Annotated in this window: 20 protein-coding genes and 1 pseudogene; 8 read left to right on the top strand and 13 right to left on the bottom strand. The window is 68.2% G+C overall.

The window, feature by feature from the left end:
• Together AC3WRT_RS08355 and AC3WRT_RS08350 are read left to right on the top strand one after the other, a co-directional pair.
• The coding region (locus AC3WRT_RS08355; RefSeq protein WP_492721012.1) for a carbohydrate ABC transporter permease at nt 1–961 on the top strand (961 nt) is incomplete at its 5' end.
• On the top strand, nt 958–1,860 hold the full coding sequence (locus AC3WRT_RS08350) for a carbohydrate ABC transporter permease (protein ID WP_492721011.1): 903 nt from the start codon (nt 958–960) through the stop codon (nt 1,858–1,860). The genes AC3WRT_RS08355 and AC3WRT_RS08350, both read left to right, overlap by 4 nt.
• A 38-nt stretch (nt 1,861–1,898) precedes the next feature.
• On the opposite strand, the gene AC3WRT_RS08345 is transcribed toward AC3WRT_RS08350, so the two are convergent.
• The 4 genes from AC3WRT_RS08345 to AC3WRT_RS08330 all read right to left on the bottom strand — a co-directional run bounded on the left by AC3WRT_RS08345 (nt 1,899) and on the right by AC3WRT_RS08330 (nt 6,378).
• The gene (locus AC3WRT_RS08345; protein ID WP_492721010.1) at nt 1,899–3,347 is read right to left on the bottom strand and encodes a hypothetical protein; all 1,449 of its coding nucleotides are present in this window, start codon (nt 3,345–3,347) and stop codon (nt 1,899–1,901) included.
• Between the two features lie 104 nt (nt 3,348–3,451).
• Complete coding sequence (locus AC3WRT_RS08340; protein ID WP_492721009.1) at nt 3,452–4,945, bottom strand: hypothetical protein; 1,494 nt, start codon at nt 4,943–4,945, stop codon at nt 3,452–3,454.
• A gap of 115 nt (nt 4,946–5,060) precedes the next feature.
• Nucleotides 5,061–5,471: a (R)-mandelonitrile lyase gene (locus AC3WRT_RS08335; RefSeq protein WP_492721008.1), complete on the bottom strand. Its 411-nt coding sequence runs from the start codon at nt 5,469–5,471 to the stop codon at nt 5,061–5,063.
• The gene (locus AC3WRT_RS08330; protein ID WP_492721007.1) at nt 5,455–6,378 is read right to left on the bottom strand and encodes a helix-turn-helix transcriptional regulator; all 924 of its coding nucleotides are present in this window, start codon (nt 6,376–6,378) and stop codon (nt 5,455–5,457) included. Before AC3WRT_RS08330 ends, AC3WRT_RS08335 begins: the two co-directional genes overlap by 17 nt.
• Before the next feature lie 183 nt (nt 6,379–6,561).
• On the opposite strand from AC3WRT_RS08330, the gene AC3WRT_RS08325 reads away from it, so the two are divergent.
• From AC3WRT_RS08325 to AC3WRT_RS08310, 4 genes are all read left to right on the top strand, one after another.
• Entirely contained in the window at nt 6,562–7,581 is a 1,020-nt protein-coding gene (locus tag AC3WRT_RS08325) for a zinc-dependent alcohol dehydrogenase family protein (RefSeq protein WP_492721006.1), read from the top strand.
• A gap of 29 nt (nt 7,582–7,610) precedes the next feature.
• The gene (locus AC3WRT_RS08320) at nt 7,611–8,186 is read left to right on the top strand and encodes a DapH/DapD/GlmU-related protein (RefSeq protein WP_492721014.1); all 576 of its coding nucleotides are present in this window, start codon (nt 7,611–7,613) and stop codon (nt 8,184–8,186) included.
• Nucleotides 8,187–8,265: 79 nt separating this feature from the next.
• Nucleotides 8,266–9,291 carry a LacI family DNA-binding transcriptional regulator gene (locus tag AC3WRT_RS08315; RefSeq protein ID WP_492721005.1) on the top strand — a complete coding sequence of 342 codons (1,026 nt, stop codon included), beginning with the start codon at nt 8,266–8,268 and terminating at the stop codon, nt 9,289–9,291.
• Nucleotides 9,292–9,479: 188 nt separating this feature from the next.
• On the top strand, nt 9,480–12,260 hold the full coding sequence (locus tag AC3WRT_RS08310) for an alpha-amylase family glycosyl hydrolase (protein WP_492721004.1): 2,781 nt from the start codon (nt 9,480–9,482) through the stop codon (nt 12,258–12,260).
• A gap of 81 nt (nt 12,261–12,341) precedes the next feature.
• Here AC3WRT_RS08310 and AC3WRT_RS08305 read toward each other — a convergent pair whose 3' ends face one another.
• The 7 genes from AC3WRT_RS08305 to AC3WRT_RS08275 all read right to left on the bottom strand — a co-directional run bounded on the left by AC3WRT_RS08305 (nt 12,342) and on the right by AC3WRT_RS08275 (nt 20,085).
• Nucleotides 12,342–13,604 carry an NAD(P)/FAD-dependent oxidoreductase gene (locus tag AC3WRT_RS08305; RefSeq protein WP_492721003.1) on the bottom strand — a complete coding sequence of 421 codons (1,263 nt, stop codon included), beginning with the start codon at nt 13,602–13,604 and terminating at the stop codon, nt 12,342–12,344.
• Nucleotides 13,604–14,509 carry an amino acid ABC transporter ATP-binding protein gene (locus AC3WRT_RS08300; RefSeq protein ID WP_492721002.1) on the bottom strand — a complete coding sequence of 302 codons (906 nt, stop codon included), beginning with the start codon at nt 14,507–14,509 and terminating at the stop codon, nt 13,604–13,606. The genes AC3WRT_RS08305 and AC3WRT_RS08300 overlap by 1 nt, the downstream gene beginning before the upstream one ends.
• Nucleotides 14,506–15,327: an amino acid ABC transporter permease gene (locus AC3WRT_RS08295; RefSeq protein WP_492721001.1), complete on the bottom strand. Its 822-nt coding sequence runs from the start codon at nt 15,325–15,327 to the stop codon at nt 14,506–14,508. Before AC3WRT_RS08295 ends, AC3WRT_RS08300 begins: the two co-directional genes overlap by 4 nt.
• Nucleotides 15,328–15,337: 10 nt before the next feature.
• Nucleotides 15,338–16,192, bottom strand: coding sequence for an ABC transporter substrate-binding protein (locus AC3WRT_RS08290; protein WP_492721000.1), 855 nt, complete (start codon nt 16,190–16,192; stop codon nt 15,338–15,340).
• A gap of 351 nt (nt 16,193–16,543) precedes the next feature.
• Nucleotides 16,544–17,620, bottom strand: a complete 1,077-nt coding sequence (locus AC3WRT_RS08285) for an acyltransferase family protein (RefSeq protein ID WP_492720999.1) — start codon at nt 17,618–17,620, stop codon at nt 16,544–16,546.
• Nucleotides 17,621–18,123: 503 nt separating this feature from the next.
• The gene (locus AC3WRT_RS08280) at nt 18,124–18,951 is read right to left on the bottom strand and encodes a GIY-YIG nuclease family protein (protein ID WP_492720998.1); all 828 of its coding nucleotides are present in this window, start codon (nt 18,949–18,951) and stop codon (nt 18,124–18,126) included.
• A 282-nt stretch (nt 18,952–19,233) separates the two neighbouring features.
• The gene (locus AC3WRT_RS08275; protein WP_492720997.1) at nt 19,234–20,085 is read right to left on the bottom strand and encodes a hypothetical protein; all 852 of its coding nucleotides are present in this window, start codon (nt 20,083–20,085) and stop codon (nt 19,234–19,236) included.
• A gap of 375 nt (nt 20,086–20,460) precedes the next feature.
• On the opposite strand from AC3WRT_RS08275, the gene AC3WRT_RS08270 reads away from it, so the two are divergent.
• Nucleotides 20,461–21,483, top strand: a complete 1,023-nt coding sequence (locus tag AC3WRT_RS08270) for an aldo/keto reductase (RefSeq protein WP_492720996.1) — start codon at nt 20,461–20,463, stop codon at nt 21,481–21,483.
• 427 nt (nt 21,484–21,910) lie between these two features.
• On the opposite strand, the gene AC3WRT_RS08265 is transcribed toward AC3WRT_RS08270, so the two are convergent.
• Nucleotides 21,911–22,375 carry a methyltransferase family protein gene (locus AC3WRT_RS08265; RefSeq protein WP_492721013.1) on the bottom strand — a complete coding sequence of 155 codons (465 nt, stop codon included), beginning with the start codon at nt 22,373–22,375 and terminating at the stop codon, nt 21,911–21,913.
• A gap of 548 nt (nt 22,376–22,923) precedes the next feature.
• Here AC3WRT_RS08265 and AC3WRT_RS08260 point away from each other — a divergent pair.
• Nucleotides 22,924–23,526, top strand: a complete 603-nt coding sequence (locus AC3WRT_RS08260; RefSeq protein ID WP_492720995.1) for a DUF2231 domain-containing protein — start codon at nt 22,924–22,926, stop codon at nt 23,524–23,526.
• 147 nt (nt 23,527–23,673) lie between these two features.
• Here AC3WRT_RS08260 and AC3WRT_RS08255 read toward each other — a convergent pair.
• Nucleotides 23,674–24,365: pseudogene (locus AC3WRT_RS08255) on the bottom strand (NADPH-dependent F420 reductase).
• Between the last annotated feature and the right edge of the window lie 180 nt (nt 24,366–24,545).

The raw sequence follows: 24,545 nt of genomic DNA, 5'->3' as shown, positions 1-24,545 counted from the left end.
CCCGGGGGGGGGGGGGGGGGGCACGCGTTCGCGTATGCCGTCCCGTCCCTCGCGCCGCAGCCGCGCCGGGCGCGTCGGGCACGTCCACCCGCTGGTGGCGCTGCTCTGGCTCGCGCCCGCACTCGCGCTGATCCTCGGGGTGGTGCTCTACCCCGCGATCAAGCTGTTCGACGCCTCCCGCGGTGAGTACTCCATCACCGGTCTGCGCAAGGGCGACGCCGGGTGGGACAACTACAGCAATGTGCTGCAGCACCCCGACCTCGGGACGGTCCTGCGCAACACCGTCGTGTGGGTGGTCGCGGTCGTCGCGATCACGATCGTGATCAGCCTCGCCCTGGCCCAGTTCCTCAGCAAGAGCTTCCCCGGGCGGCGCTTCGTGCGCTGGGCCGTCATCATCCCGTGGGCCGCCTCGCTCGTCATCACGAGCCAGCTGTTCGTCCTGCTCTACGACTACAACTACGGGATCTTCAACCACGTCCTGCTGAGCCTGCACGTGATCAGCACGCCGATCGACTTCCTCGGCAACGACAGCTGGACGATGTTCTCGATGGTGGTCGTGGGCATCTTCGTGTCGCTGCCGTTCACGATCTTCGTCTTCATCGCCGGCCTCGGCGCGATCCCGGACGACGTCATGGAGGCGGCGACCGTCGACGGCGCGAGCCCGTGGCAGCGCTACTGGAACATCACGCTGCCGCTGATGCGTCCGGCCCTGATGATCGCGACGGTGCTCAACGTCATCTACGTCTTCAACAGCTTCCCGATCATCTACACCCTCAACGACCGCAACCCCGGCTACCTGCACGACACGACGATCACGTTCATGTACAAGCTGGCCTTCAAGAGCCAGGAGAAGGACGTCGGCATGTCGGCGGCTGCGGGCATCTTCAACGTCCTGCTCATCCTGGTGGTCGTCGCGATCTACCTGAAGATCATCAACTGGCGCGAGGAGACGAGCCGATGAGCACCACGACGGCTGCCGCGCCGGTCGCCCCCGGCACCCCTGCCGCGCGGGAGAAGGCGCTGACGAACAACCACGACCCCAGGCGCCGCAGGCGGATCCTCATGGCGATCGGCGGAGCGCTCGTCGCGTTCGTCTTCGTCGCTCCCTACCTCGTCATGGTGCTCGACTCGTTGCGCACGAGCACCGACGTCAAGAGCACGCCGCCCTCGATCCTGCCGAAGGTGTGGCAGCTGGACACCTACGCCCAGGTGCTGGGTGACGACCGCTTCATCAACTGGCTCAAGACCTCGTTGATCGTGGCTTCGGGGTCGACCGTCATCGTCATCCTCGTGGCCATCCCGGCCGCCTTCATGACGGCCCGGCACCGCTTCCCGGGCCGGGGGTTCTTCCTGCTGCTCGTGCTCGTCACGCAGATGTTCGCGCCGACCTCGCTCGTCGTGGGTCTGTACCGGCAGTTCTTCGAGCTGAACCTGATCAACACCTACGGCGCGCTGATCCTCACGAACGCCGCGTTCAACCTGGCCTTCGCCATCTGGATCCTGCACGGCTTCTTCTCCTCGATCCCCCTCGAGGTGGAGGAGGCGGCCGCGCTCGACGGCGCCACCCGCTGGCAGATCCTGCGGCGCGTGATGCTGCCGCTGACCCTGCCGGGCCTCGTGACGGCGACGATCTTCACGTTCATCGCAGCCTGGAACGAGTACGTCGTGGCCCTGACGCTGATGATCGACGACGACAAGAAGCCGTTGACGGTGGGCATGCGCGCCTACATCACCGGCTACGAGCAGCACTGGGACCAGCTCTTCGCGGCCTCGGTCATCGCGGTCGTGCCGGTCGTCATCCTCTTCGCGATCATCGAGAAGCACCTCGTCGGCGGGCTCACGGCGGGCTCGGTCAAGTAGCCGGTCGCTGATCTGCGACGGCTCGACGGCTCGACGGCTCAGATCCAGGCGGGCGGCCGGGGCACGACGATGCCCACCACGCTGCCGAGGCGCACCACGGGCCCTTCCCCGGCGCGGGCGGCGATCTGGCGGCACTCCTGCGCCGAGCACCAGCGGGGCACGACCCCGTCCTGCGCCTCGCGCACCATCATGCGCATCGTGCCGGCCATCGTCGAGCCCCGGACGGTGGTCCGCCAGTGCGGGTCCTGGTAGATCACGACCTGCGGGCGCGAGCCGTCCGGGCGCGCCCTCGTGGCGTCGGCCACGATCGCGGCATACTCCCGGCGGGTGTCCTGGTGGGCGCCCACGTCGGCTCGCCACGCCAGCGTCCCGATGACCGCCAGGACCGCCAGGCAGGCGACGCCCACGCGTGACGTGACGCCCGGGTGGCGCAGGAGCAGGGCGGCAGGCAGGACGACGGCGAGCCACAGCCACAGCTCCCCACGCACGCTGGTGGTGACGCCGGTGAGCAGCGTCTGGGCCACGCCGAGGGCGAGCACGACCGCGAGGCCGGCCGCCAGCCTGGTCATGAGGGGGCGGACCACCGCGCTGAGGGCGCCGGCGACGACGGCCACCACGGCGGTGGCCGTGGCGAGCGGTTGCAGCCTCGCGATGGCGATGAGGGCGTGCACGGAGCGGCTCGCGTTGACCCGCAGGGCGTGCAGGCTGCTCGCCGGGTTCGGGTGGCGCCAGCTCGCGATGTGCAGGCCGAAGTAGCCGAAGGCGAACCAGTTCACGGCGTAGATGACGGCCACGCCGGCGGCGAAGCTCGCGACCCAGCCGAGTGAGAGCAGCAGCAGCCGGCGCCACGGCATTCGGCCGAGGTGGACGACTGCGGTCAGGAACAGCAGCGCGGCCACTGGCGGATAGGTGAGCATCGACAGCACCGTGACGGCGAGGAGCCAGACGGTGAACCGCGTCCTGCCGCGCGAGGCGAGCGGCAGCGTCCACACTCCCGCGGCGGCCACGAGAGCCGACGAGACCTGCGTGGCGGGCCAGTAGAGCAGCAGGACCCAGACCACCGAGCTGAAGAGGGCGAGCCCGAGCAGCGCCTGCACCGCCCAGTGGGAGTGGTGGTCGGCGCGCCAGAGCAGGCGCCACAGTCCCGCGACGAAGACGGCGTATGCCGCCACGAACGTCAGCGAGGCCCAGAACGGTGTCGTGTGCTGGCCGATGCCGAGCCACCACAGGTAGTTGAGCCAGCGCCCTTCACGCAGGTTCTTGGCGTAGTTGTCGATCGCGCCGGGGGTGTCGACCGGCAGCAGGTAGGGCCAGTCGTCGTTGCGGATGAAGGGCGCCACGGCCTGCAGGGCGCCTTCGCCGACGAGGAGGGCTGCGCCGAGCACGACCGCCATGACGACCCACCGCGGCGGGTGCCACCCACCCCGGCCGCCGAGGGTGCGGGTGGGCGATGTGGGTGGCGCTGGTGTGGGCTGGGCCGTCGTCATCGGGGCTCGCTGACAGGAGGCGTAGGGCTCCCTGTCGAACCTAATCGACCAACCGGTGCGTCACGGGGCGGTTGCGCTGTTCGGCGCTCCCAGGTTCCGAGAGGTCAGAGCCAGCCGGGCGGCCTCGGCATGACGATGCCCATGACGCTGCTGAACCCGGCCGGGCTGACGATCCGGGTGACCGGACCGGACCCCGCTCGCTGGGCCAGCACCGCGCACTCGTCGCCGCGGCACCACCGCGGCAGCACCCCGCCCGTCTGCTGGCGCACCGCCATGAACATGGTGCTGGCCAGGAGCAGTCCATCCCGGGAGCCCTTGATGGCGGGGTCCTGGTAGACGACGACCCTCGGCGTTTCGGTGCCGGCTTCGTGCGCGGTTGCCTTCTCCGCGATGGCGGCGTACTGCATCCGCGTGGCCTGGTGCGCGCCGATGTCGGCGCGCCAGGAGAGCACGCCACCGACGGCGAGCAGCGCGAGCAGCGCCGTGGCGACGTGATGGACCTGCTGAGGGCGTATGCCGTGTGCGTCGTCGAGCGACTCACGCTCGCGGCGCCGCTGGACGAGGAGAAGGGCGACGGGCAGCACGCCGAACAGCCACGTCCACAGCTGGCCGCGGGCCTCGGTGACGATGCCGGACGCCAGCGTCTGGGCGGCGTCGAGCCCGCAGGCGACGGCGAAGGGGACGAGGAGGCGCTGCATGCGTGGCCGCACCGCCGGCTCCCGCCAGCCGAGGACGACGCCGATGAGACCGATGAGCGCCACCCACCACTGGGCGGCCCACATCGACCCGGTCGCGGAGAGCCACCGGCCGGAGTTGACGATGAGGGCGTCGACGGACTTCAGCGGGTTGGACTGGCGCCAGGCCGGGAGGTCGAGCCCGAAGTGGCCGTTGAGCCACCAGTTGAGGGTGTAGCTGATCCCGACCCCGACGGCGAACGCGGCGACCCACGCCGCGACGACCGAGAGGACCCGGCGCCAGGGCGCCGCTCGGAGGCAGACGACGGTGAGGACGAGCAGCACGACCCCGACGGGCGGATACGTCATGACGGCGGCCGCCTCGGCGACGAGGAGCCAGAGCCAGAGCCGGCGGCGGGTGCGCGTGGCCCACGGCAGCAGCCAGACGGCAGTCGCGGCGACGAGGACCGACGGGGTCAGGGCTCCCGGCCAGTAGAGCAGCTGGACCCAGACGCTGGAGGCGAAGAGCGCGATGCCGAGGAGCGCGTCGGCTGCGGGCCGCGGGCGGATCCCTGAGACGTGGAGCACGCGCCACATGCCGGCGACGAAGACGGCGTAGGCGACGGCATACGTCAGCGCCGCTGTCGTGGGAGTGCCGTGCTGGCCGACGAGCTGCCACCAGAGGGTGTTGAGCCAGCGGCCCTCGCTGCTGTTGTAGTAGGACGGCGGGAGTACTCCGCGGGTGCCGTCCGGCAGCAGGAAGGGCCAGTCGTCCTGCCGGATGAACGGGGTGACAGCCTGGGCGAAGGCCTGGGTCAGCAGGACCGCGACGGCGAGAACCGCCGGGACGAGGAAACGGCGCTGCCTCCTGGCGGGCAGCACCGGCTCCCGGGTGGTGACGTGAGGCTCAATCTGCGTCGTCATCGGGGCGCTCTCGAGGGTCGGGGGCCAGAGGGCCGATGCGTGACCTTACCGACCCTTGATACCCGCCCGGCCTGAAGACTGCATCCCCGCCCGGCCAGCGGACGCTGGAAGGACGTCAGTCGCCGAGCGGCGCGGCGGCATACTCCTCGTCGGCGACGGGTGTCAGCCAGTGCACGACGTCGTGGTCCGCGTCGCCCTCGTTGATGGCGACGTGCACCATGAGCCGGCTCGGCGCGGCGCCGTGCCAGTGCTCCTCGTCGGCCTCGAAGAGCACGCGGTCGCCGGGCCGGATGACCTCGACGGGGCCGCCGCGGCGCTGGCACAGGCCCACACCCTCGGTGACGAAGACGGTCTGGCCGAGCGGGTGGCGGTGCCAGTGGGTGCGGGCGCCGGGCATGAAGTGCACGAGGTTGGCCGAGACACGTGACGGGGCGGGCGCGGCGGCGACGGCGTCGATGTAGACGTCGCCGGTGAACCAGTCGCTCGGGCCCTTGGCGGTGTCGACGGAGCTACGGGTGATCTGCATGGGTTTCCTTCTGGCTGTTGGGGGTCGGGGTGTCCGTGGTGGCTGTCGGGCTGGGCGTGGAGGCGGCCCAGGAGGCGAGCAGCTGCAGCCGTTCGTGCGAGGGTGAGCCGGGTTCGGCGGTGTAGACCATGAGGACGAGGCCGGGCTCGGCGGTGATGGCGAGCTCCTCGTAGGCGAGGGTCAGCTCGCCGACGACGGGGTGGTTGAAGCGCTTGGTGCCCGTGCCGTGGGTGCGCACGTCGTGGGCGCTCCAGAGGCGGCGAAACACCTCGCTCTGGGTGGAGAGCTCGCCGACGAGGTCCTGCAGGCCGCGGTCGTGCGGGTCGTGGCCGGCCTCGGCGCGCATGATGCCGACGCACATCTCGGCGAAGAGCTCCCAGTCGGGGTAGAAGTCCCGTGAGGCCGGGTCGAGGAACTGGAACCGGGCGAGGTTCGGCATGCGGCCGCCCTCGCCGATGACGGGCGAGTAGAAGGCGCGGCCGAGGGAGTTGGTGGCGAGCAGGTTCTGGTGTGGGTCGCGGACGAAGGCGACGCCGTCGCGGATCGACTCGAGCGCCCACTGCAGGCTCGGCCGTGACGCGGGCTTGCCGGCGGCGCGCCGGCGCGGGCGACCCGAGGTGGGTATGCCGTCCGCTGCCCTCGCGAGGTCGAGGAGGTGGGCCCGCTCGGTGTCGTCGAGCTGCAGGGCGCGAGCGAGGGCGTCGAGCACGCCGGTAGAGGCGCCGGCGATCTGGCCACGTTCGAGCCGCGCGTAGTACTCGACGCTGAGCCCGGCGATCGTCGCGACCTCGCTGCGGCGCAGACCGGGCACGCGGCGGCCGCGGCCGACGGGCAGGCCGACCTGGTCGGGAGTGATGCGGGCGCGGCGGGTCATGAGGAACTCGCGCACCTCCTGGCGGTTGTCCACGTCTTCGAGACTAGGCCGCGTCGTGGGGTGTGCCGGGCCGTGAGGGGTGCCCTGTCAGTACGTCCCTCGACAGGGACTTCCTCGGCCTCTTGTCGGCGGCTTCACTCGTGTGGTGGCCCGTTGGGCCTGGCGGGCCTGGGGCCCGCGACTGAAGCGACTGATGCGATTGAAGGAGCACACGCAATGCGTGGAGTAGTGATGTACGGACCCGGCGACGTGCGGGTGGAGGAGCGTGAGAACCCGACGATCATCGAGCCGACGGATGCGATCATCCGCCTGACGGCGACGTGCATCTGCGGCAGCGACCTGTGGCCCTTCCGCGGTGCCGAGCCGGTCGATCACCAGGTGATGGGGCACGAGTACGTCGGTGTCGTCGAGGAGGTCGGCTCCGAGGTGCACACCGTCAAGGTGGGCGACTTCGTCGTCGGGTCCTTCTGGGCATCGGACAACACGTGCGAGATCTGTCAGGCCGGCTACCAGGCGTACTGCGTGCACCGCGTCCTCATGGGCACGCTCGGCACCCAGTCCGAGCTGGCTCGCATCCCGCTGGCCGACGGCACGCTGGTTGCCACCCCGGGCCAGCCGGACGCCGACCTGATCCCGTCGCTCATGGCCGCCTCCGACGTGCTGGGCACGGGATGGTTCGCGGCGGTCGCAGCCGAGGCCGGCCCCGGCAAGACCGTGGCCGTCGTCGGTGACGGCGCGGTGGGGCTGATGGGTGTCCTGGCTGCCCGCGAGCTCGGCGCCGAGCGGATCATCGCCTTCAGCCGCCACGCCGACCGGCAGGCGCTGGCTCGCGAGTTCGGTGCCACCGACATCGTCGAGGAGCGCGGTGAGGCCGGTGTGGCCAGGGTCAAGGAGCTCACCGACGGGCTGGGTGCGCACTCGGTCATCGAGGCGGTCGGCACGCAGGAGGCCATGATGCAGGCGATCCACTCGACGCGGGCCGGTGGGCATGTCGGCTTCGTCGGCGTCTCCCACGACGTGGCGATCCCCGGCGACGAGCTGTTCATGGCAGGCGTCCACATCCACGGTGGGCCCGCGCCGGTACGCGAGTACCTGCCGCAGCTGATCCAGCACATCTGGGACCGCAGGATCGACCCCGGGAAGGTCTTCGACCTCATCCTCCCGCTCGACGAGGCCGCCGAGGGTTACAAGGCGATGGACGAGCGCCGGGCGACCAAGGTGCTGCTGACGCTGTGACCATGACTGAGCGGAGACCGGAGGCACGGATGGAGCTGCAGGAGTTCCTCGACCACGTGAACGCGCGGCGGGTTGTCGAGGGTGGGTCGGCGGCGCACGAGTTCATGCACGGGGCGGCCCAGGAGGCGCTGCGAACGCTCGCCGAGCTGAACGGCGCCTACCGCTCGCCGGACGAGGTACGGGCGCTGCTGTCCCGGCTGACTGGAAGGGCCGTGGCCGAGTCGGTCACGGTCTTCCCCCCGTTCTACTCCGAGTTCGGCAAGAACCTCACCCTCGGCGAGGGCGTCTTCGTCAACCTGGGCTGCCGCTTCCAGGACACCGGCGGCATCACCATCGGCGACGGATCGCTGATCGGCCACGGCAGCACGCTGACGACGCTGAACCATTCGCTCGACCCGGCTCGACGCGCCGACATGGAGCCGGCGCCGGTGACGATCGGCCGCAACGTCTGGCTGGGAGCCGGCGTCACGGTGGTGCCGGGAGTGACCATCGGCGACGGGGCCGCCATCGGGGCCGGCGCGGTCGTGACCAGGGACGTCCCCGCCGACACCATCGCCGCCGGAGTCCCGGCGAGGGTCATCCGCCCCACCGGCTTCACGGCCTGATCGTTTCGAACCGCAGTGGGCGACCTGTCATTCGGGACGCGGACGAAAATTTTCGTTGGGCCTTTGCTAGTTTCGGCAGGTGACCCGGCACGGAGACCTCAACATGTCCGACCTCGCCGATCGTGCGGGTGTCTCCATCGCGTCGGTGTCCCGGGCCCTGAGCGGCTCCCCGGGCGTGTCCGAGGCGACGCGCATTCGGATCCGCGGCCTGGCCGCAGAGCTGAACTACGCCGTCTCCCCTGATGCGGCCCGACTGGCCAAGGGGTCGCGGGGTCGTGTCGCGGTGGTGACGGCCGACGTCGCGCACTGGTTCTACGCCTCCATGCTCGAAGGGATCATGAGCTCCCTTCGTGGATCGGACCTCGACGTGCTGCTCTACGAGGTCAAGCGCGAGGAGGAGCGAAGGAGGTTCTTCGAGGAGCTTCCGGCCCGGCGCCAGGTGGACGCGCTCATCATCCTTGCGTTCCCGGTCAGTGAGCAGGAGCGGCTTCAGCTCGACCGGATGGGCGTCACGGTCGTGATGGCCGGCGGCACCTTGGCAGAGCAGCCTCATGTTCGGATCGACGACATGGAGGCGGCTCGGCAGGCCACGCACCACCTGGTTCTCGCTGGGCACGAACGAGTGGCGCTGATCAATGCCTCGGGACGGTGGCGGCTGCCGTATGCCGGTCCACAGGACCGCCTGCAGGGGTATCTGAACGCCCTTCAGGACGCCGACCTTCCGGTGGAGCGAGAGCTCGTGGTGCACGCGGAGTGGGGTACTGCTGGAGGTGCCGAAGCGATGGCTCGCCTGCTCAGTCTTCCGCGACCACCGACCGCAGTGGTCGCCTTCTCCGACGAGATGGCCTTCGGGGCGCTACGGACTCTGCGTCGCTCCGGTATCGCCGTCCCGCAGACCGTCTCCCTGGTGGGCATCGATGACCATGAGATGGCCGATGTCGTTGAGCTGACCACCGTGCGCCAGCCAGTCCTCGAGCTGGGACAGGCAGCGGGAAGCCTGGTGTTCCAGCTCCTCAGCGGGGAGCGCGTGGAGCAGCAGCACGTCACGCTCCCCACCCAGCTGGTCGTCCGGGGCACGAGCGGCCCCCCTCGCACGACGAGGTAAGCGCGAACGCGCAGCCCTTGACATATCGGGACATATGTCGCCATGCTCTGCCGCGTAAGCGCTTGCGTAAACCTGCCTCTGGATGTGTCCACAACGCGGTGGTGCAAACGCAGTGCACATCCGCGCCGTCGGCGCGCTTAGCAGGGAGGCTATGTATGCGCAGGTCCAAACGAGCGTTGCTGGCGGTCGTGACCGCCGTCTTCGCGATGCTGTTCAGCTCCGCCGCGATGTTCTCGAGTGCGGCAACCCCGTCCGCTGCGGCCGCGGAAGCGCCGTGTGTCGACAACCCGTTCGGGAACCGCCCGCTCTACCTCAAGGGCGGTTTCAACGGCTGGTCTGCCAGCGCGGACTACCAGCTCGCCTACAACTGCAACCGGTTCGAGCTGACGGTCAACCTCAACGGCAGCAGTGACTTCAAGGTCGCCGATGCCAACTGGTCCTCCGACGCCGACTTCGGTGGCGGCGCGGCCGGCGGGCGCATGCAGACCGGGGTCCCGTCGCAGCTTGCGCTGCGAGGCTCCAACCTGACCTACACGTTCACCGGCGTCCAGAAGGTGGTGCTGGACGTCTCCAAGTCGCGGACGACACCGACCCTGACGATCAGCTCCTGCGCGCAGAACCCGCTCGACGAGGCGCTCCTGGGCCTCAGTGGCGACTTCAACGGCTTCAACCCACGCCCGGCCGACTTCTTCCAGTACAGCTGTGACGGGTACTACCTGAACGTCAACCTCCAGGGCACCCACGAGTTCAAGATCCTCGACCCCATCGGGCCGCCGAAGACGCGCCTGGGGGCGCCCGACGCCAGCCACGACGTCGTCACGCTGAACCAGCCGTTCCCCCTGGCCTCGGAGGCCGACGGCGCCACCACCAACCTGCGGTTCGACTTCACCGGCGAGCACACGCTGCGGGTGAGCTTCGAGGGCGCGGACCGGCACCCGACCCTGACGATCACACCCAAGACCTGGGTCAACCCCGGCCTGCCCGCCCAGGTCACCGACTCGGTGGCCCGCCAGGTCAAGTACGACTCTCGCGACGGCGACTTCAAGGCTCCGTACGGTGCGATGACGACGGGGCAGAAGGCTCGCTTCTCCCTCACCGCTCCCCCCGGGGTCACCTCGGCCACGCTGGTCGTGGAGACCCGCCGCCTGGAGGGCAACCAGGACGTCATCGAGTACCTCGACCCGGTCAAGGTGCCCATGACGCGTACGAAGGACGGCGGCCTCGAGCAGTGGAGCGGCTCGTACCGCTTCGCGGCCAAGAGCGTGTACGGCTACTACTTCGAGCTCACCATCGGTGGCCAGCAGTACGTCTACGAGAACAACAACGACTCGATCTACTGGACGACGGAGCGCGGCTCCTTCGGAGTCGGCCAGATCGCGTTCGCGCCGTCCGATCCCAAGCAGGTGCGGCGCTACCGGCAGACGGTCTACGACCCTGACTTCACGGTGCCGGACTGGGCCCAGGACGCCGTGTACTACTACATCTTCCCGGAGCGCTTCCGGAACGGTGACACCTCGAACGACCCCCACCCGGGGAGCGCCACCTACCTCGGCGGCCCGATCGAGTTCCACAACAACTGGCTGGACAAGCCGTATGTCCCCGGGAACGCCGACGGGTCCACCACCGACGACAACACCTACAACAACGACTTCTTCGGCGGCGACCTCGCCGGCATCATCGACAAGCTCGACTACCTGAAGAAGCTCGGCGTCAACACGCTCTACATCAACCCGATCTTCGAGGCGGGCAGCAACCACAAGTACGACACCGCTGACTACCTGAAGGTCGACGACAGCTTCGGCACCAACGACGACGTCACCAAGCTGACCAAGGAGGCCAAGGCGCGCGGGATGCGCGTCATCCTCGACACCTCGCTGAACCACACGGGTAGCGACTCGGTCTACTTCGACCGCTACGCGAACTTCCCGGGCACCGGGGCGTTCGAGAACGCCAAGGTCCGACCCGACTCCCCGTATGCCGACTGGTACACCTTCTTCCCCGACAAGACCCAGCCGGACAGCCAGTACTCCGGCTGGGGCGGCCCCTCGATGCCTGAGCTGACGGAGTCGGACAGCTTCAAGGACTTCGCCTTCCGCAAGCCGGACTCGGTGATGAACACGTGGCTGGACCACGGGACATCCGGCTGGCGCATGGACGTCGCCCCGTGGGTGAGCGACCAGTTCTGGCGGGAGTGGCGGACCTCCATCAAGCAGCACCGGCCCGACGCGCTGACCGTGGCGGAGACGTGGTTCGACTCCTCGAAGTACTTCCTCGGGGACGAGTTCGACACCACGATGAACTACATCTTCCGCAACGCGGTCATCGACTACGCCAGCGGCCGCAACGCCAAGCAGGCGTACCAGAGCATCGAGCTGATCCGTGAGGCCTACCCCCCGCAGGCCTTCTATGCCCTGATGAACCTGCTGTCCACCCACGATGTGGCGCGCACGTTGAACGAGCTCGGTGACACCGCCACGAGCACTCCGGCTCAGGTCGACCAGGCCAAGGCGCGTTTTCGGCTGGCGGTGCTGTTCCAGATGACGTTCCCGGGAGCACCTGCCGTGTACTACGGCGACGAGGTCGGCGTCACTGGTGGAGCGGACCCGTTGAACCGCGCCACCTACCCCTGGGCTGACAAGGGCGGGAACCCGGACACCGCGCTGCTCGCCGACTTCCAGAAGATGATCGGCCTGCGCAACCAGAACGAGGTCCTCAAGCGCGGCTCCATCGACGCACCGGTGCAGCTCGACGAGAACATCATCGTCCTCACGAGGAAGTACCAGGGCGTCCGCGCCGTCACCGCGTTCAACAACTCGGCGACACCTCGCGAGGTCACCGTGGACCTGCCCACCGGCTACGGCGACAAGCCGTACACCGACGCCATGACGGGCCGCTCGGTCCGACCGGACCAGGGCAAGATCACCCTGACGGTGCCCGCGCTCAGTGGATCGGTGCTCATCACCAAGTGACCAGAACGCCCCCGGGACAGCGCCGTTGGTCGGCTGCTGTCCCGGGGGCGCTCTCTCGTGGGTCCCGGTCCCGACGTGAACCTAACGGCGTCGGTGGGTGAATCGCATCGGGTCGAAGGCCGGCACCGATGCGGCTCGGCCGCGGGCGACGAGCTCCGCCACGAGTGACGCGGTGGGAGCCGCGAGGGTCAGTCCGAGCATGTTGTGCCCGGTCGCCACGACGATGCGTTCAGCGCCCGGTGCGCAGCCGATGAGCGGCTTGCCGTCCGGCGTCATGGGGCGAGGCCCGACCTGCTCGTCCGTGCTGGAGCTCCAGTCGATCCCGGACAGGTAAGGCGCCGCCTTGCGCTTCATGACGTCGATGCGCCCGGCGTGCAGTCCTTCGAGGGTTCCGTCCAGCTCCACCATGCCGACCACCCTCGTGCGGCCCGTCATGGGGGTCACGCCGACATGCGTCTCGCCGAGCCGGAGCACATGCGTCGGTGGGTGCTCGGGATGGATCGTGAAGCTGTAGCCCTTGCCGGGGGTCACGTGACCCCGGACTCCCAGTGGCCGGAGCAGGTGCTCGGCCCAGGCACCGGCGGCGATGACGGCGTGGCCCGCTTCCACGACGCCCGAGCGGGTGGTGAGCTCGACTTCGGTACCGCGCTGCCGCACCGCCATGACCGGCGTGTCCGTCTGGATGCGTACGCCTCGTGACGTCAGGGATTCGCCGAGGCGATCCACCAGCCGCGACGGGTCCAGCCACCGGTCGCCCCGATGGACGAAACCCACCTGCGCTGCGTCGCCGAGCCCCGGTTCGAGCTCGAGCAGGGCCTGCCGTTCCAGGATCGGCTCGGGCGCCGGGCAGAGGCCGCGCCGCGAGACCGCGAGCAGGGACTCCCGTGACGCCTCCGCCTCCTCGCGGGTCGTGTGCAGCATGAGGAACCCCTCGTCCTGCAGGTCCTCGATGATCCCGGCCTCGACGAGCTCGTCCACGAGACCGGCCGTCCGACGGTTGAGCAGGTCGAGCTCGTCCCAGGACCGGCGGAACCTGCCCTGGCCCGAGCTCGCGAGGAACCGTGCGAGGTAGCCCGCCACGCGCGGAAGCGCTCGCGCGCTCAGGAGGAAGCTGCCGCTCCCCGGCGAGGCGAGCGAGCGCATCCCGTCGCGGACGACACCCCACGACGGGAGCGGGTCGCTGCGTGCCGGGCAGACCCAGCCCCCGTTGACGCGAGCCGCACCGCCGCCGAGCCCGCTTCCCGCTTCGAGGACCGTGATGGCATACCCCCGCTCGAGCAGCTGGTGCGCGCTGAACAGGCCGATCAGCCCGCCACCGACGACGGCGACCTCACCCGCCGGCATCAGAACCGCGGGTCCGTGATGTCGCCGGGCAGGTGCGGCTGGGCCCGCGCGCTGAGCTCGGCCTCCTTGATCTGCGAGCGCCGCTCGTCGTCGGGGTCCACGTCGGCCTCCGGGTCGACGTGCGTGGGGTCGAGGACCCGCTTGAGGAAGGTTCGGGTCCGATGGTGCTGCGGGTCACCGATCACGCGGTCGGGGTGGCCCTCCTCGACGATGACGCCGCCGTCCATGAAGATGACGCGGTCGGCGACCTCACGGGCGAACGCCATCTCGTGCGTCACCACGATCATCGTCATGCCCTCGGACGCGAGCCGTCGCATGACGGCCAGCACGTCGCCGACGAGCTCAGGATCAAGAGCAGAGGTCGGCTCGTCGAAGAGCATGAGCTCCGGGTCCATGGACAGCGCGCGGGCGATCGCAACCCGCTGCTGCTGACCACCGGAGAGCTGCGCGGGGAAGGCGTCGGCACGGTCTGCGAGCCCGACCTTGTCGAGGTTGGCCCGGGCGACCTGCTGCGCCTCGGCCTTGCTCCGCTTGTGGACGACCTGCTGCGCCATGGTGCAGTTCTCGAGGACCGTCAGGTGCGAGAAGAGGTTGAACTGCTGGAAGACCATCCCCATCCTGCTGCGGACACGATCGATGTCGCAGTCAGGATCGGTGACATCGATCCCGTCGACGAGCACCGTGCCGCCGCTCGGCTGTTCGAGCAGGTTGATGCACCGCAGCAGCGTGGACTTGCCCGAGCCCGAGGGCCCGATGACGCAGACCACCTCGCCCAGCTTGATCGAGGCGGTGATGTTGGTCAGCACCTCGACGGACCCGAAGGACTTGCGGAGGTCCGCGATCTCGACGACGACGGCCTCCCGGTTCGTCGAGGTCGTATGCGTCGGGGCTGGGTTCGTCGTCATCGTGCCCTCGCCGACTTCGCCTCCATGCGCCTGACCACGAAGGTCAGCGGCAGGGTGATGAGGAGGTAGCAGAGACCAGCGATGACGAGCGGGGTGAGGTTCGCATTCGTGTTGGCGAGGTCCCGGCCGTACTTGGTCAGGTCGAAGGACGTCGCGGACAACCCGATGATGTAGGCGAGCGAGCTGTCCTTGACGACGAGGATGAGCTCGTTCGTCAACGGCGGCGTGACGATCCGGAAAGCTTGGGGCAGAACGATCTTGCGGGTGGCGGCGCCCGCCGGCATGCCGAGCGAGCGGGCGGCCTCGACCTGCCCCTTCGGCACGGCCTGGATGCCGGCGCGGATCGTCTCGGCCATGTAGGCCGCCGCGACGATGCCGAGCGCGCTCCACACCGTTCCGTAGATGCCGAAGGGGATCTCCAAGCCGGGGAAGGCCAGTGGGAGCAGTCCGAAGGCCAGCAGCACGATGATCGTCGGCAACCCTCGGAAGAACTCGATGTAGACGGTCGCGATCCAGCGGTAGGGACCGACGGAGGACAGGCGCATCAGGGCGAGGATCGTCCCGAGCACCAGGCCGACGACGAAGGCTCCGAGGGCGTACACCACAGTGTTGAAGAGGGCGCGGCCGAGCCCCTGGGTCAGGGTGTCGTAGATCAGGTCGCCGCGGAAGAAGACCTGCTGGATCTGGCGCAGGTCTGCGACCGCGATGAGGAGGATGACGGCGGCGACAAGAACGGCGTACTGCACCCATCGGATGCGCTGGGCCCGCTTGCGGGGCGAGAGTGAACGCACTCGCCCCGCCGCTGCAGGGGAGGTCATGGCAGTGACCTCACGACACGGTCGGCATCACGGCCGGGTCGGAGCCGAACCACTTCTTGTAGCTGGCCTTGTAGGACCCGTCCTCGATCGACTTCTTCAGGGCCGCGTTGAAGGCGTCCTTGATCTTGGTGCCATTGGCATTGTCCTTCTGGAAGAGGAAGCCGTACTGCTCGCCCGTGTCGAACTCCTTGACCACCGCGAAGTCCGGGTTGGACTTGGTGAAGTCGAGCAGCGGTCCGTTGTCGTTGATGGCCGCGTCGACCCGGCCCGACTGGACGCCGGCGATCTCGGTGGGCAGGTCGTCGAAGACGACGACCTCGTAGCCGTTGGCGTCCTTGTTCTTCTCGGCGTAGGCCTGTCCCGTCGTGTCGGTCTGGACGCCGAGCTTCTTGCCCTTGAGGGACGACAGGTCGGTGATGTTGGAGGACTTCTTCGCCAGGAGGGCCTGCGTCGCGCTGAAGTAAGGCGTCGAGAACGCCACGGACTGCTTCCGCTTGTCGTTGATGGTGACCGCGCCCATCGCCATGTCGCACTTCTTCGCGGCGAAGACGGCACCGGAGGTCTGCGAGGCGAAGTCGATGTCGACGATCGTCACGTTGGGCTGGCCTAGCTGCTTCGCCGCGTTCTGCGCGAGGTCCATGTCGAAGCCGACGACGTTGCCGGAGCTGTCCTTGAACTCGAACGGCTTGTAGGACAGGTGGGTGCAGACGGTGAGGGTGCCGGGGCTGACGAGCTGCGGTCCGCCCGAGGGGTTGCTGGCGGCACTGCCGCCCGAGCCCGAGCTGGAGCCGCAGGCCGCGAGGGCGAGGGAGGTGGCGGAGACGACCGCCGCGAAGCCGAGAATGCGTGATCTGACCTGCGACATCTGTGTTCCTCCAGGGTTGTTGGTAGCGGCGAGACTACCGAGCGGTGTCCCATCCGGATACGTCAACGAGGGCACGTTCCGGTAACTCGCCAGATCGGGGCGCTGGGCATCGCGAAGGGCGCCTTCGTGGTCGACGAGCGGCCGCCGGCTGCGGGCGCGTCTCCAAGGGTGGACGCAGTGGCCTGTCGGACCTGCTCCGGGACCCAATCCGACGTGGGCGGGCGCCAAGCGTCGATGGGCCCACCGCCACCGGATCGGCGTGCGACGAGGCCGCGTGGTCCGGTGGGCCAGCCAGTATCGGCCAGCGTGTCGAACAGGTCGCTCATCGGAGAGGTAGGCGCAGGGCAGTCTTCACGAATCCCGGGGCGGAATGAAAAGCGGCCGGTCGAACGCACCGGATCTCCGCGTGAATCTGGCGCGAAGCGGGCGTTCGAGGAACCTGAAGCTCGCCTCGGCCAGAACGACGCATACGCCGACCCAGGCGAGGTCACCGACTACCGAGTGTCCGAACAGGTTGAGTATCGCGATTCTCGCAAGGACGTTCCAGAGATAGATGGAGTACGACCGCTCGCCAAGCCACCTCATCGGGGCGCTCGCAAGCAGCAATCCAACCGCCGAGCCTGGCCGCTGCACGACACCGGTCAGCATCGCCAGCGTCAGCCCGGTCCCGGCGACGATCACCAACGAGGTGTGATACGTGTCGTTGCGATATGCCAGGACCGGCAGGAGAGCAACCGCCAATATCGCGAAGGGCGCAAGACGGCCTACCGCTTCTGACAGCCAGCCGTTTTGAACGACCATCGCCAGCAATGAGCCGACCAAGATCGGGAGCGCGTTTGTGTCGGTCCCGAAATACTCGTGCTGGTCGAAGATGATCTCTTGACTCAGGCCGAGGTGGAGGTCAAGCGCCAGTGTGATCCAGATGAGCGAAACGGTGAGCCCGGTGAACAGCCGAGGACTGCGACGATAGCCCCAGAGCAGCGCGAACGGCCACAACAAGTAGAACTGCTCCTCGACGGAGAGCGTCCAGGTGTAGTTGAAGTAGTCCTGCGTGGCGAAAGGGTGGCCAGCCCAGTCAAAGAGGCTTGTCGTATAGGTGGCGGCTGCGCCAGCCGGTGCGAGAACCTGCCCGACACTTAGATCGTGTCGACCTACGAGAAGCACCACGATGGTCGCCGCGCCGACGGTCACCAGTGCCGGGTAGAGGCGCGCCGCGCGTCGGCGGTAGAACGTTCGGACGTCGATGGTGCCTGTTTGGAGTTCGCGGACCAACAGGCTGGTGATGAGGTAGCCCGATAGGCAGAAGAACACGGTCACTCCGACGAACCCGTTGATCAACGGTTTGGTGGGGGCGTGCTGGCCGAGGACCAGAAGAATTGCTAGACCACGGACCCCGTCCAGTGCAGGCTGGTGACCGCGGTCGCGCACGAGTCGCTCTGAGAAGGTAGGCGGCGTCGGCCGATCGACCGCCATCGGACCGGACTTGCGAGGAGAGCCTGCAGACGAGGTTCGCCAGGTACGCGCACTACCGAGGCGACGCGCAGGCCAGCACGGACGGCACCAGCAGTGCCGAACCGCTCGGGTCGCGACGACCATCAATCTCGGGGCCGAGGCCCCCAGGTGCATCCGATGTGTCCCCGTTCGCACCCGGGTTCCTCCCTTCGGACATCGCTGAAGCCGATGCCGCGGCACAGCGCGCCCCACGTTGATGGAACGAGTACGACGTAGTCACGCTGCTGGTTCAGACCAACGAGACGGCACGTCTCAGTTCTGTGTGGGGGCGCTCAAGGATCGCTGAAACGCCGGCGGCATGCTGGAGTTGTGGCTGGGTGGTCGCGGCCACGCGGCGGAATGGGAAAGTCGCTGTCGTGGCGAATCTCAGCTGACACGGGACACAGGGCGAAGCAGGCGCGCCCTGGATGCGAGTGGAGTTAGTTCTTGTTGTGCCCAAGTGAGCGCGCGTGTAGGACTTCCTTCCAATATGACTCCCGCTCCAGGACGTGGGCGTCGTCGGTGCGCATCGACCAGAACTCCAGCAAAGCGAACTTCATGTTCTCGCGGAAGTAGCCCTCGCCCTCCTTGTCAACGAGCTCCATGAGCCCCACGTTGTTACCGTGAAGAGTCGCGGCATACGTGCTCCAGCGTTGCCAGATGCCGGTATCGCCGTAGGCCGATCCCACGTACCTGGCGCCGGTCGTCTGGTCGTGGATGACATAGACGCCCTTCATGTGTTCGAGGGCAATTCGCCAGTCGGCGCGCAGTTGGCTGACGATGACCTGGAGGTCGGCGAGCGTGTGGTTGATGCGGTCGTGGCCCGGGAAAGGGTCGCCCACGAACGCCTCCTCGAGGATCGAAGCCACGCTCATCTCGTCAAGACACGACTCCATCGTCCGCCGTCGTTGCCGCCCAGCCAGGTGCAGCCTGATGTAGAGGCGCCGTACGAAGGGGCCCATTAAATCTTCGCGCGGGACGACGTCGTAAGAGTGGGACCTCGGCTCAGAACGCCGGCCGGTAACCTCCCACGTCCCGCCAAAGAGCCACAGGGTTGGATCATGGCGATCCTGGGCGAGAGCGAAAATGAATTGCCGGTTGAAGTCGTTCTTGTCGCCGCGCCACGAGTTCCAGCGCTGCCACTCCAACGGGTCGTTGGCTAGGACGTCAATGGGGTAGTTGTTGCCATTGAAAACCGCGCAGTGCAGTTTGCAGGTCGTCGGGTCGAACCCCGCGGGCAGAAGCGAGGCAAGCGAGATCGGCTGCATGACCTGAGCCTAAGCCGAAGCAACGGCTTCACTTCCGTCCAGCACGGTCGGGGGTGCGCCGACGAACCTCATAGCGTGGGCTGGGCCGCCGCCGTATGTGGCGGCCAAGGCTGCCGCCCGGGGGCTTCAATGAGCCATCGGCCCGCTTCGCGGCGGAATGACCTACCTAGCGCATACGCCGGACTTGCTTGTGGGCAGGGTTACGCCGCCGACCGGCAGAATGCTGCGGAGCTGCTGGCGGGATGGGTGTCAGCAGGTCCGCATGCCAGGTACTCCCCGCGATCATCGGCGCAGCGTCACGCGTGCGGGTCTACGGAAGCTGCGCTTTGGCTTCCTCGGCGCCTGCCACGGACCGATCGTCGCATGACGGTGTCTCACGAGCTTGGCGAGCAACTCCGAGAGTGGTTGGTCTAGCAGGCCCGGGTTCGCCGTGAGCATCTCGGCTACGCATCCTTCGAACTCGTCGGGAGTCAGCTGCGCCATCTCTCGCTGTTGCTCCCGATCTATGGCATCGGCACCCACGATCCGAGCGTGAGCTAGTACCTGCCACAACTCATTACTCATTGTGCGAGTGAGTAGGAGCGCATTGAGGGCATCCTTCCATTCAGCCAGGGTCATCGAGATGGTCGGCACGTCAATGACGACCACGGCCTCGCTGCTTGGCATGGCGATCTCCGCCTCGGGGGGCACAGAAGGCTCGACCCCTGCAGTGACGACGCTGGAATCGGCCTCAACAGCGGCTCGCTTAGCGGCTACCTCCTGCCGTCGCGTCCTCTCCGCCTTGCGGGCTGGCCGAGTCGTCACCCATTCCCGAATTGCCTGTTCGAGGCGGTCGAGTACCCGGTCCACGCCACGCTCGACGACACTTAACATGATGTCCCGCTGCGCCGGAGTCGGCTCCCAGCCCCCTCCCGTGGGGCAACGGACGCGATGGGTGGGGATGCCGGTCGGCCCGGCTTTCCCATCTTCATCTTGGATGAAGATCTCCACCTGCGTCTGCACGCCCTTCTTGGACTTGTCGGTACTCCGCACAAGCGGGCTGAAGCCATCCTCGGACTTGCGCGACTTGGATAGCTCCGTCCCGGCCGGGTACTCAATGACCACCCTCTTGCGAATCTTGTCCTCTTCAGCCATAGAACGCCCTCACTCCCTGACACCGAACCGGCTGGGTGGTCGACCATCCAAACACGCCCATCGTTCCAGAAGCGAGCAACTCGACCGCGATCGTCGCGGTACGTACCGCAACTCCGCGGAAGGACGATGATCAGCGCGGGGTGCCGCGGGTGCTCACCGACCGCCGTGAAGCGCCGACCAGGCGCGGGCCCACCGTGGGAGAAGGGCATGGGGGCACCGTGAACGCGGCGAAGTGACGCACCGCCCGCGTCTTCCGGCGGGACCCCGGCGGGCTCTTATACCTCTGGGCGGTGCGACCTCATGCCCGGCCCTTCCGTCTGACTCGGTGTTGGCTCGACACGAGTAGTGCGGCTCATCCGGCATACGGTGGCACTCATGCGATACACCACCCTCGGCACCAGCGGCACCATCGTCTCCACGCAGTGCCTCGGCACGATGACCTTCGGTGCGGAGGCCGATGAGGAGTCTTCCGGGTCCATTCTCGACGCCTTCGCGGAGGCTGGAGGCACCTTCCTCGACACGGCGGACGTCTACAGCAAGGGCGTCTCCGAGGAGATCACCGGCCGGTGGCTGAGGTCCCACCCCGAGGACGCGGCCCAGATGGTCGTGGCGACGAAGGGCCGCTTCCCAATGGGCGAGGGTCACAACGACGTCGGTCTCTCACGACGCCACCTCCGTCAGGCGCTCGACGCGTCGCTGACCCGGCTCGGGGTCGAGCACATCGACCTGTACCAGATGCACGCGTGGGACGCCGTTACGCCGCTCGAGGAGACGCTGCGCTTCCTCGACGACGCCGTTGCAGCGGGCAAGATCGGCTACTACGGCTTCTCCAACTACCTCGGCTACCAGGTCACCAAGGCAGTGCACACGGCGCGTGAGCACGGCTGGACACCGCCGGTGACGTTGCAGCCGCAGTACAACCTCCTCGTTCGCGACATCGAGCACGAGGTCGTGCCGGCCTGTCTCGATGGCGGACTCGGCCTCCTGCCCTGGTCGCCCCTCGCGGGCGGGTGGCTCACCGGCAAGTACCAGCGCAACACCACCCCGACCGGAGCCTCGCGCCTCGGCGAGGACCCGGAGCGCGGTATGGAGGCCTACGGGCCCCGCAACTCGGACGAGCGCACCTGGGCGGTCATCGACGCCGTGGCCGAGGTCGCAAAGGAGCGGGGCGTCACCTCCGCAGCGGTGGCCCTCGCCTGGGTCGCGGCGCAGCCGGCGGTCACGTCGGTGATCCTCGGTGCCCGCACCGTCGAGCAGCTCACCGACAACCTCGCCGCCGCCGACCTCGACCTGACGGCAGACCAGCTTTCCCACCTCACGGAGGTGAGCAGCCCGCGCATGGACGACTACCCCTACGGCGCCGCCGGTATCGCCCAGCGCCACCGCGTCATCGGGTGAGCGCCGGCGGCGAGCGGCCGCGTCCTCATTCGGGCCATCGCAGCCAAACTGGGATCGCGCCCGGCGGCCCTGGTGGCCACGATGGTGTTCAGTCCCCCGGCAGGTCGGGCAGTTGTTCGATCGCTCAGGTGCTGCACCTGTGGCACCGCCGGTCACGGAACGGCGGGAGAAGCCGTGCCGTCCCGGCGGTGGCCGAGAAGTGTGCACAGGATCATACGACTCAGGGTAGGGCTCTGCGCCCGTTGCGTCGGGCCGGGCGACCTTGCCGCAGGTAGTGCACACGGCGGTGCTGCGTACCCGCTCGCAGGAGCTTCCTCACCGGATCGGTACCCGGTAGACGGCGGAGATGTCGCCGGTGCCGCCTAGGCAGTACGACGCATGGCATGTAGGGGTGACGCACGCCGTTAGGCGGCGGAAGGAAGGGCCATCAGTGCGGAGGGATCACCGATCCGCGACCTACCCATCGCGGCACAGCGGCACAATAGGTCTGGTAGTCGGCTCCAAACTTCGACAGCAACGCTGACTCCTCGGCTGCGATCTGAAGTCGGTCGATCGCGACCGTGAAGGCGGCTACTGGGAGGAGAGCCCTCCAAGAGCCAAGTCGCACCGAGTTGGCGACGAGCAGCCCCGCCAGGCCGACATACATGGGATTCCGGCTCACGGAGTTCGCACCATTGGTCACCAAGACGGAGGCCAGCGCCGGGTTGAACGGCTCAAGGGTCGTTCCGCGGCGACGAAACTGGACAGCAGCGGAACCCGCAACGAGCCCGGAAGCGGCAGCGATGGCAAATGCCACTGTGGCACGGGCGGCGTGCGGCCGGTGTGCACCATTCGTGAGCGCTGACTGGGTCAGGGCTGCAGCGATCGCTAGGAGCGGAGGCGGTGGGCGCATCACGCTCCTACGGTGCCACAGGGTCGGCGGGTCGTCGCGCGGATGCCGTCCGTCCGTTAGGGCGCTTCGCGCCCTCTCGGCTCCCAGCACGCGGCGAAAAGACGCACCTCGCGCGATCCGGTGTCTGAAGGGCCACCGAGCAGACGTTCGTCCACGGGTAACCGGAAGATCCAGCGATCTGCGTGCACCGCGTCGACGAGGCTCTCGCGACCTCGTTAATGGTCGCTGCGGCTGTGTTCAGTACTCGCGCGCGTCCGAACTGGAGGGAGGCGAGAACTGGCTCGGCGACACCCTGATCACTCAGCTCATCGCCGGGCGACGATGAAACGCCATCGGCTGAAGAACTCCGTTCCGGCCGCGCTTCCATGGGTCGTGAAGTGGCTCGTGGGGCGGATGAGTGTGATGTTCACGGGCGGTCGTACCGGCAGAGGTGCGAGTGAAACGGGGGCCGACACGGACCTCTTGTTGACCAGGAGAGTGGAGCGGGGCAACGTGGTCACCGCGGCGCCACGGATGACGCCGATGCACCGTTCAGCGAGGAGAAGTACATGAGCGCGATCGAACGGCCCCCGGCCATCGTGCGCTGGACCCTGCGTCTCGAGGAGGCCACCGCGCTCGACAGGCCCGTGCGAGCGCTCGAGCCGTCGATCCGCTCCGCCTTCGGCACGGGGAGGCGGGCTTCGGTGCTGCGCGGCGAGTGGCTGGGCCACGCGATCCACCCGCTGCTCACCGACGTCGTCCTCGGCACGTGGACCTCAGCCACGCTGCTGGACCTCTTCGGCGGGCGCCGCTCGTCGGCAGCGGCGCAGCGGCTCGTCGGCGCCGGTCTCCTCGCGGTCGCCCCGACAGCGTGGGCCGGCTGGGCCGAGTGGTCGGCCGCGGGACCGCGCGAGAAGCGGGTGGGCCTGGTCCACGCGGTGACCAATGCCGTGGCGATCAGCGTCTACGCGGCGTCATGGACCGCCCGCCGGAACGGCCGGCACAGGGCCGGGGCGCGACTTGCGCTTGCTGGAGCGACCGTCTCGGGAGTCGGCGCTTACTTGGGCGGGCATCTGACCGAGGCGCGCAAGGTGTCGAGCCGCCATCCCGCCTACGACAACGCTCCCTCAGAGACTCAGGCGGGCACCCCCTCTGGCCCAGCGACTACCTGATGGGCGCACTCCATGCGCCGCAGAGGTGGAAAGGCGGCGAAAAGACTCAGGTATGGGGGCGCCCCGATCGATCGCGGGACATCCGCCCGCGCTGCCACCCGAGGCGGCGCGTCCCGTGCTGGCGGCGGCCTGAAATGCCGAGCGCGATCACATGTCGCGGTATCGCTGCGCTGCGTTGAGAGCGTCCCGCAGCAGGTCGGCAGCCGTGGGTCGCGCCGTCCAGTCGGGGTAGCTGGTGCCTGGCACCGCGTACGGGGTCACGTAAGCACTGGTGTCGCGCTGGAAGCGCCATCCCTCGGCTAGGGGCCCGACGTCGAGAGTGTCATATCCGATGGCATCGAAGAACCGGACAACCGCCTGCTTGGCGGCTGCGTCATCGCCAGCGATGGTGAGCGCCGAACGGTCAGGATCTCCCGCGGGGCGGCCGAGGGTTGCCAGGTGGTCGACGTAGATGTTGTTGAAGCCCTTGACCACGTGGGAGTCGGGGAGGTGCGCCTGGAGCAGTTCGCTGGTGTCGTGGACTCGGCGTCGAGTTCCGGGAGGTGACCGTCCCGGTCGGGATAGTAGTTGTTGGTGTCGATCACGACCTTGCCACGCAGCGGCTCGACCGGGACCTGTTGGTAGTTCTTGAGCGGCACCGTGACGACTGCGATGTCGGCTGCCTCGGCGGCTTCGGCAGGGGTCGCCGCTCGGGCGCGTGGGCCAAGTCTCTCGACCAGGCCAGAGAGGGTTTCGGGACTCCGGCTGTTGCTGAGCACGACGTCATAGCCGGCGTCAACCGCCAGCCTTGCCACTGTGCTGCCGATGTTGCCGCTACCGATGAGCCCGATCGTTGTCATGCTGCTGGAACGTTGTGTGGGCGGCAGGGCATTCCGCTGCGTCCGCGTCTCGGCAAGTGGGTGAGACGGATACGCCCGTCAGGCGGCGGTATGACGCTAGTGCGCGCCGTGGCAAAGCTGGCGCACCCCGAAGCGCTGGGATGGAGGAGACGACCTAAGGTCATGGCCCTCCCCCGGATT

The organism is Terrabacter sp. FW104-15G4B, from assembly GCF_058790095.1.
Note: the sequence above shows the minus strand (reverse complement) of the source record. Positions and strands in the feature narration are given on the sequence as shown.

Excerpts from the sequence above, each read along its gene's own strand:
- AC3WRT_RS08350 (WP_492721011.1), top strand. The coding sequence starts at position 958 with ATGAGCACCACGACGGCTGCCGCGCCGGTCGCCCCCGGCACCCCTGCC.
- AC3WRT_RS08345 (WP_492721010.1), bottom strand. The coding sequence starts at position 3,347 with ATGACGACGGCCCAGCCCACACCAGCGCCACCCACATCGCCCACCCGC.
- AC3WRT_RS08340 (WP_492721009.1), bottom strand. The coding sequence starts at position 4,945 with ATGACGACGCAGATTGAGCCTCACGTCACCACCCGGGAGCCGGTGCTG.
- AC3WRT_RS08335 (WP_492721008.1), bottom strand. The coding sequence starts at position 5,471 with ATGCAGATCACCCGTAGCTCCGTCGACACCGCCAAGGGCCCGAGCGAC.
- AC3WRT_RS08325 (WP_492721006.1), top strand. The coding sequence starts at position 6,562 with ATGCGTGGAGTAGTGATGTACGGACCCGGCGACGTGCGGGTGGAGGAG.
- AC3WRT_RS08320 (WP_492721014.1), top strand. The coding sequence starts at position 7,611 with ATGGAGCTGCAGGAGTTCCTCGACCACGTGAACGCGCGGCGGGTTGTC.
- AC3WRT_RS08305 (WP_492721003.1), bottom strand. The coding sequence starts at position 13,604 with ATGCCGGCGGGTGAGGTCGCCGTCGTCGGTGGCGGGCTGATCGGCCTG.
- AC3WRT_RS08300 (WP_492721002.1), bottom strand. The coding sequence starts at position 14,509 with ATGACGACGAACCCAGCCCCGACGCATACGACCTCGACGAACCGGGAG.
- AC3WRT_RS08295 (WP_492721001.1), bottom strand. The coding sequence starts at position 15,327 with ATGACCTCCCCTGCAGCGGCGGGGCGAGTGCGTTCACTCTCGCCCCGC.
- AC3WRT_RS08290 (WP_492721000.1), bottom strand. The coding sequence starts at position 16,192 with ATGTCGCAGGTCAGATCACGCATTCTCGGCTTCGCGGCGGTCGTCTCC.
- AC3WRT_RS08280 (WP_492720998.1), bottom strand. The coding sequence starts at position 18,951 with ATGCAGCCGATCTCGCTTGCCTCGCTTCTGCCCGCGGGGTTCGACCCG.
- AC3WRT_RS08275 (WP_492720997.1), bottom strand. The coding sequence starts at position 20,085 with ATGGCTGAAGAGGACAAGATTCGCAAGAGGGTGGTCATTGAGTACCCG.
- AC3WRT_RS08270 (WP_492720996.1), top strand. The coding sequence starts at position 20,461 with ATGCGATACACCACCCTCGGCACCAGCGGCACCATCGTCTCCACGCAG.
- AC3WRT_RS08265 (WP_492721013.1), bottom strand. The coding sequence starts at position 22,375 with ATGCGCCCACCGCCTCCGCTCCTAGCGATCGCTGCAGCCCTGACCCAG.
- AC3WRT_RS08260 (WP_492720995.1), top strand. The coding sequence starts at position 22,924 with ATGAGCGCGATCGAACGGCCCCCGGCCATCGTGCGCTGGACCCTGCGT.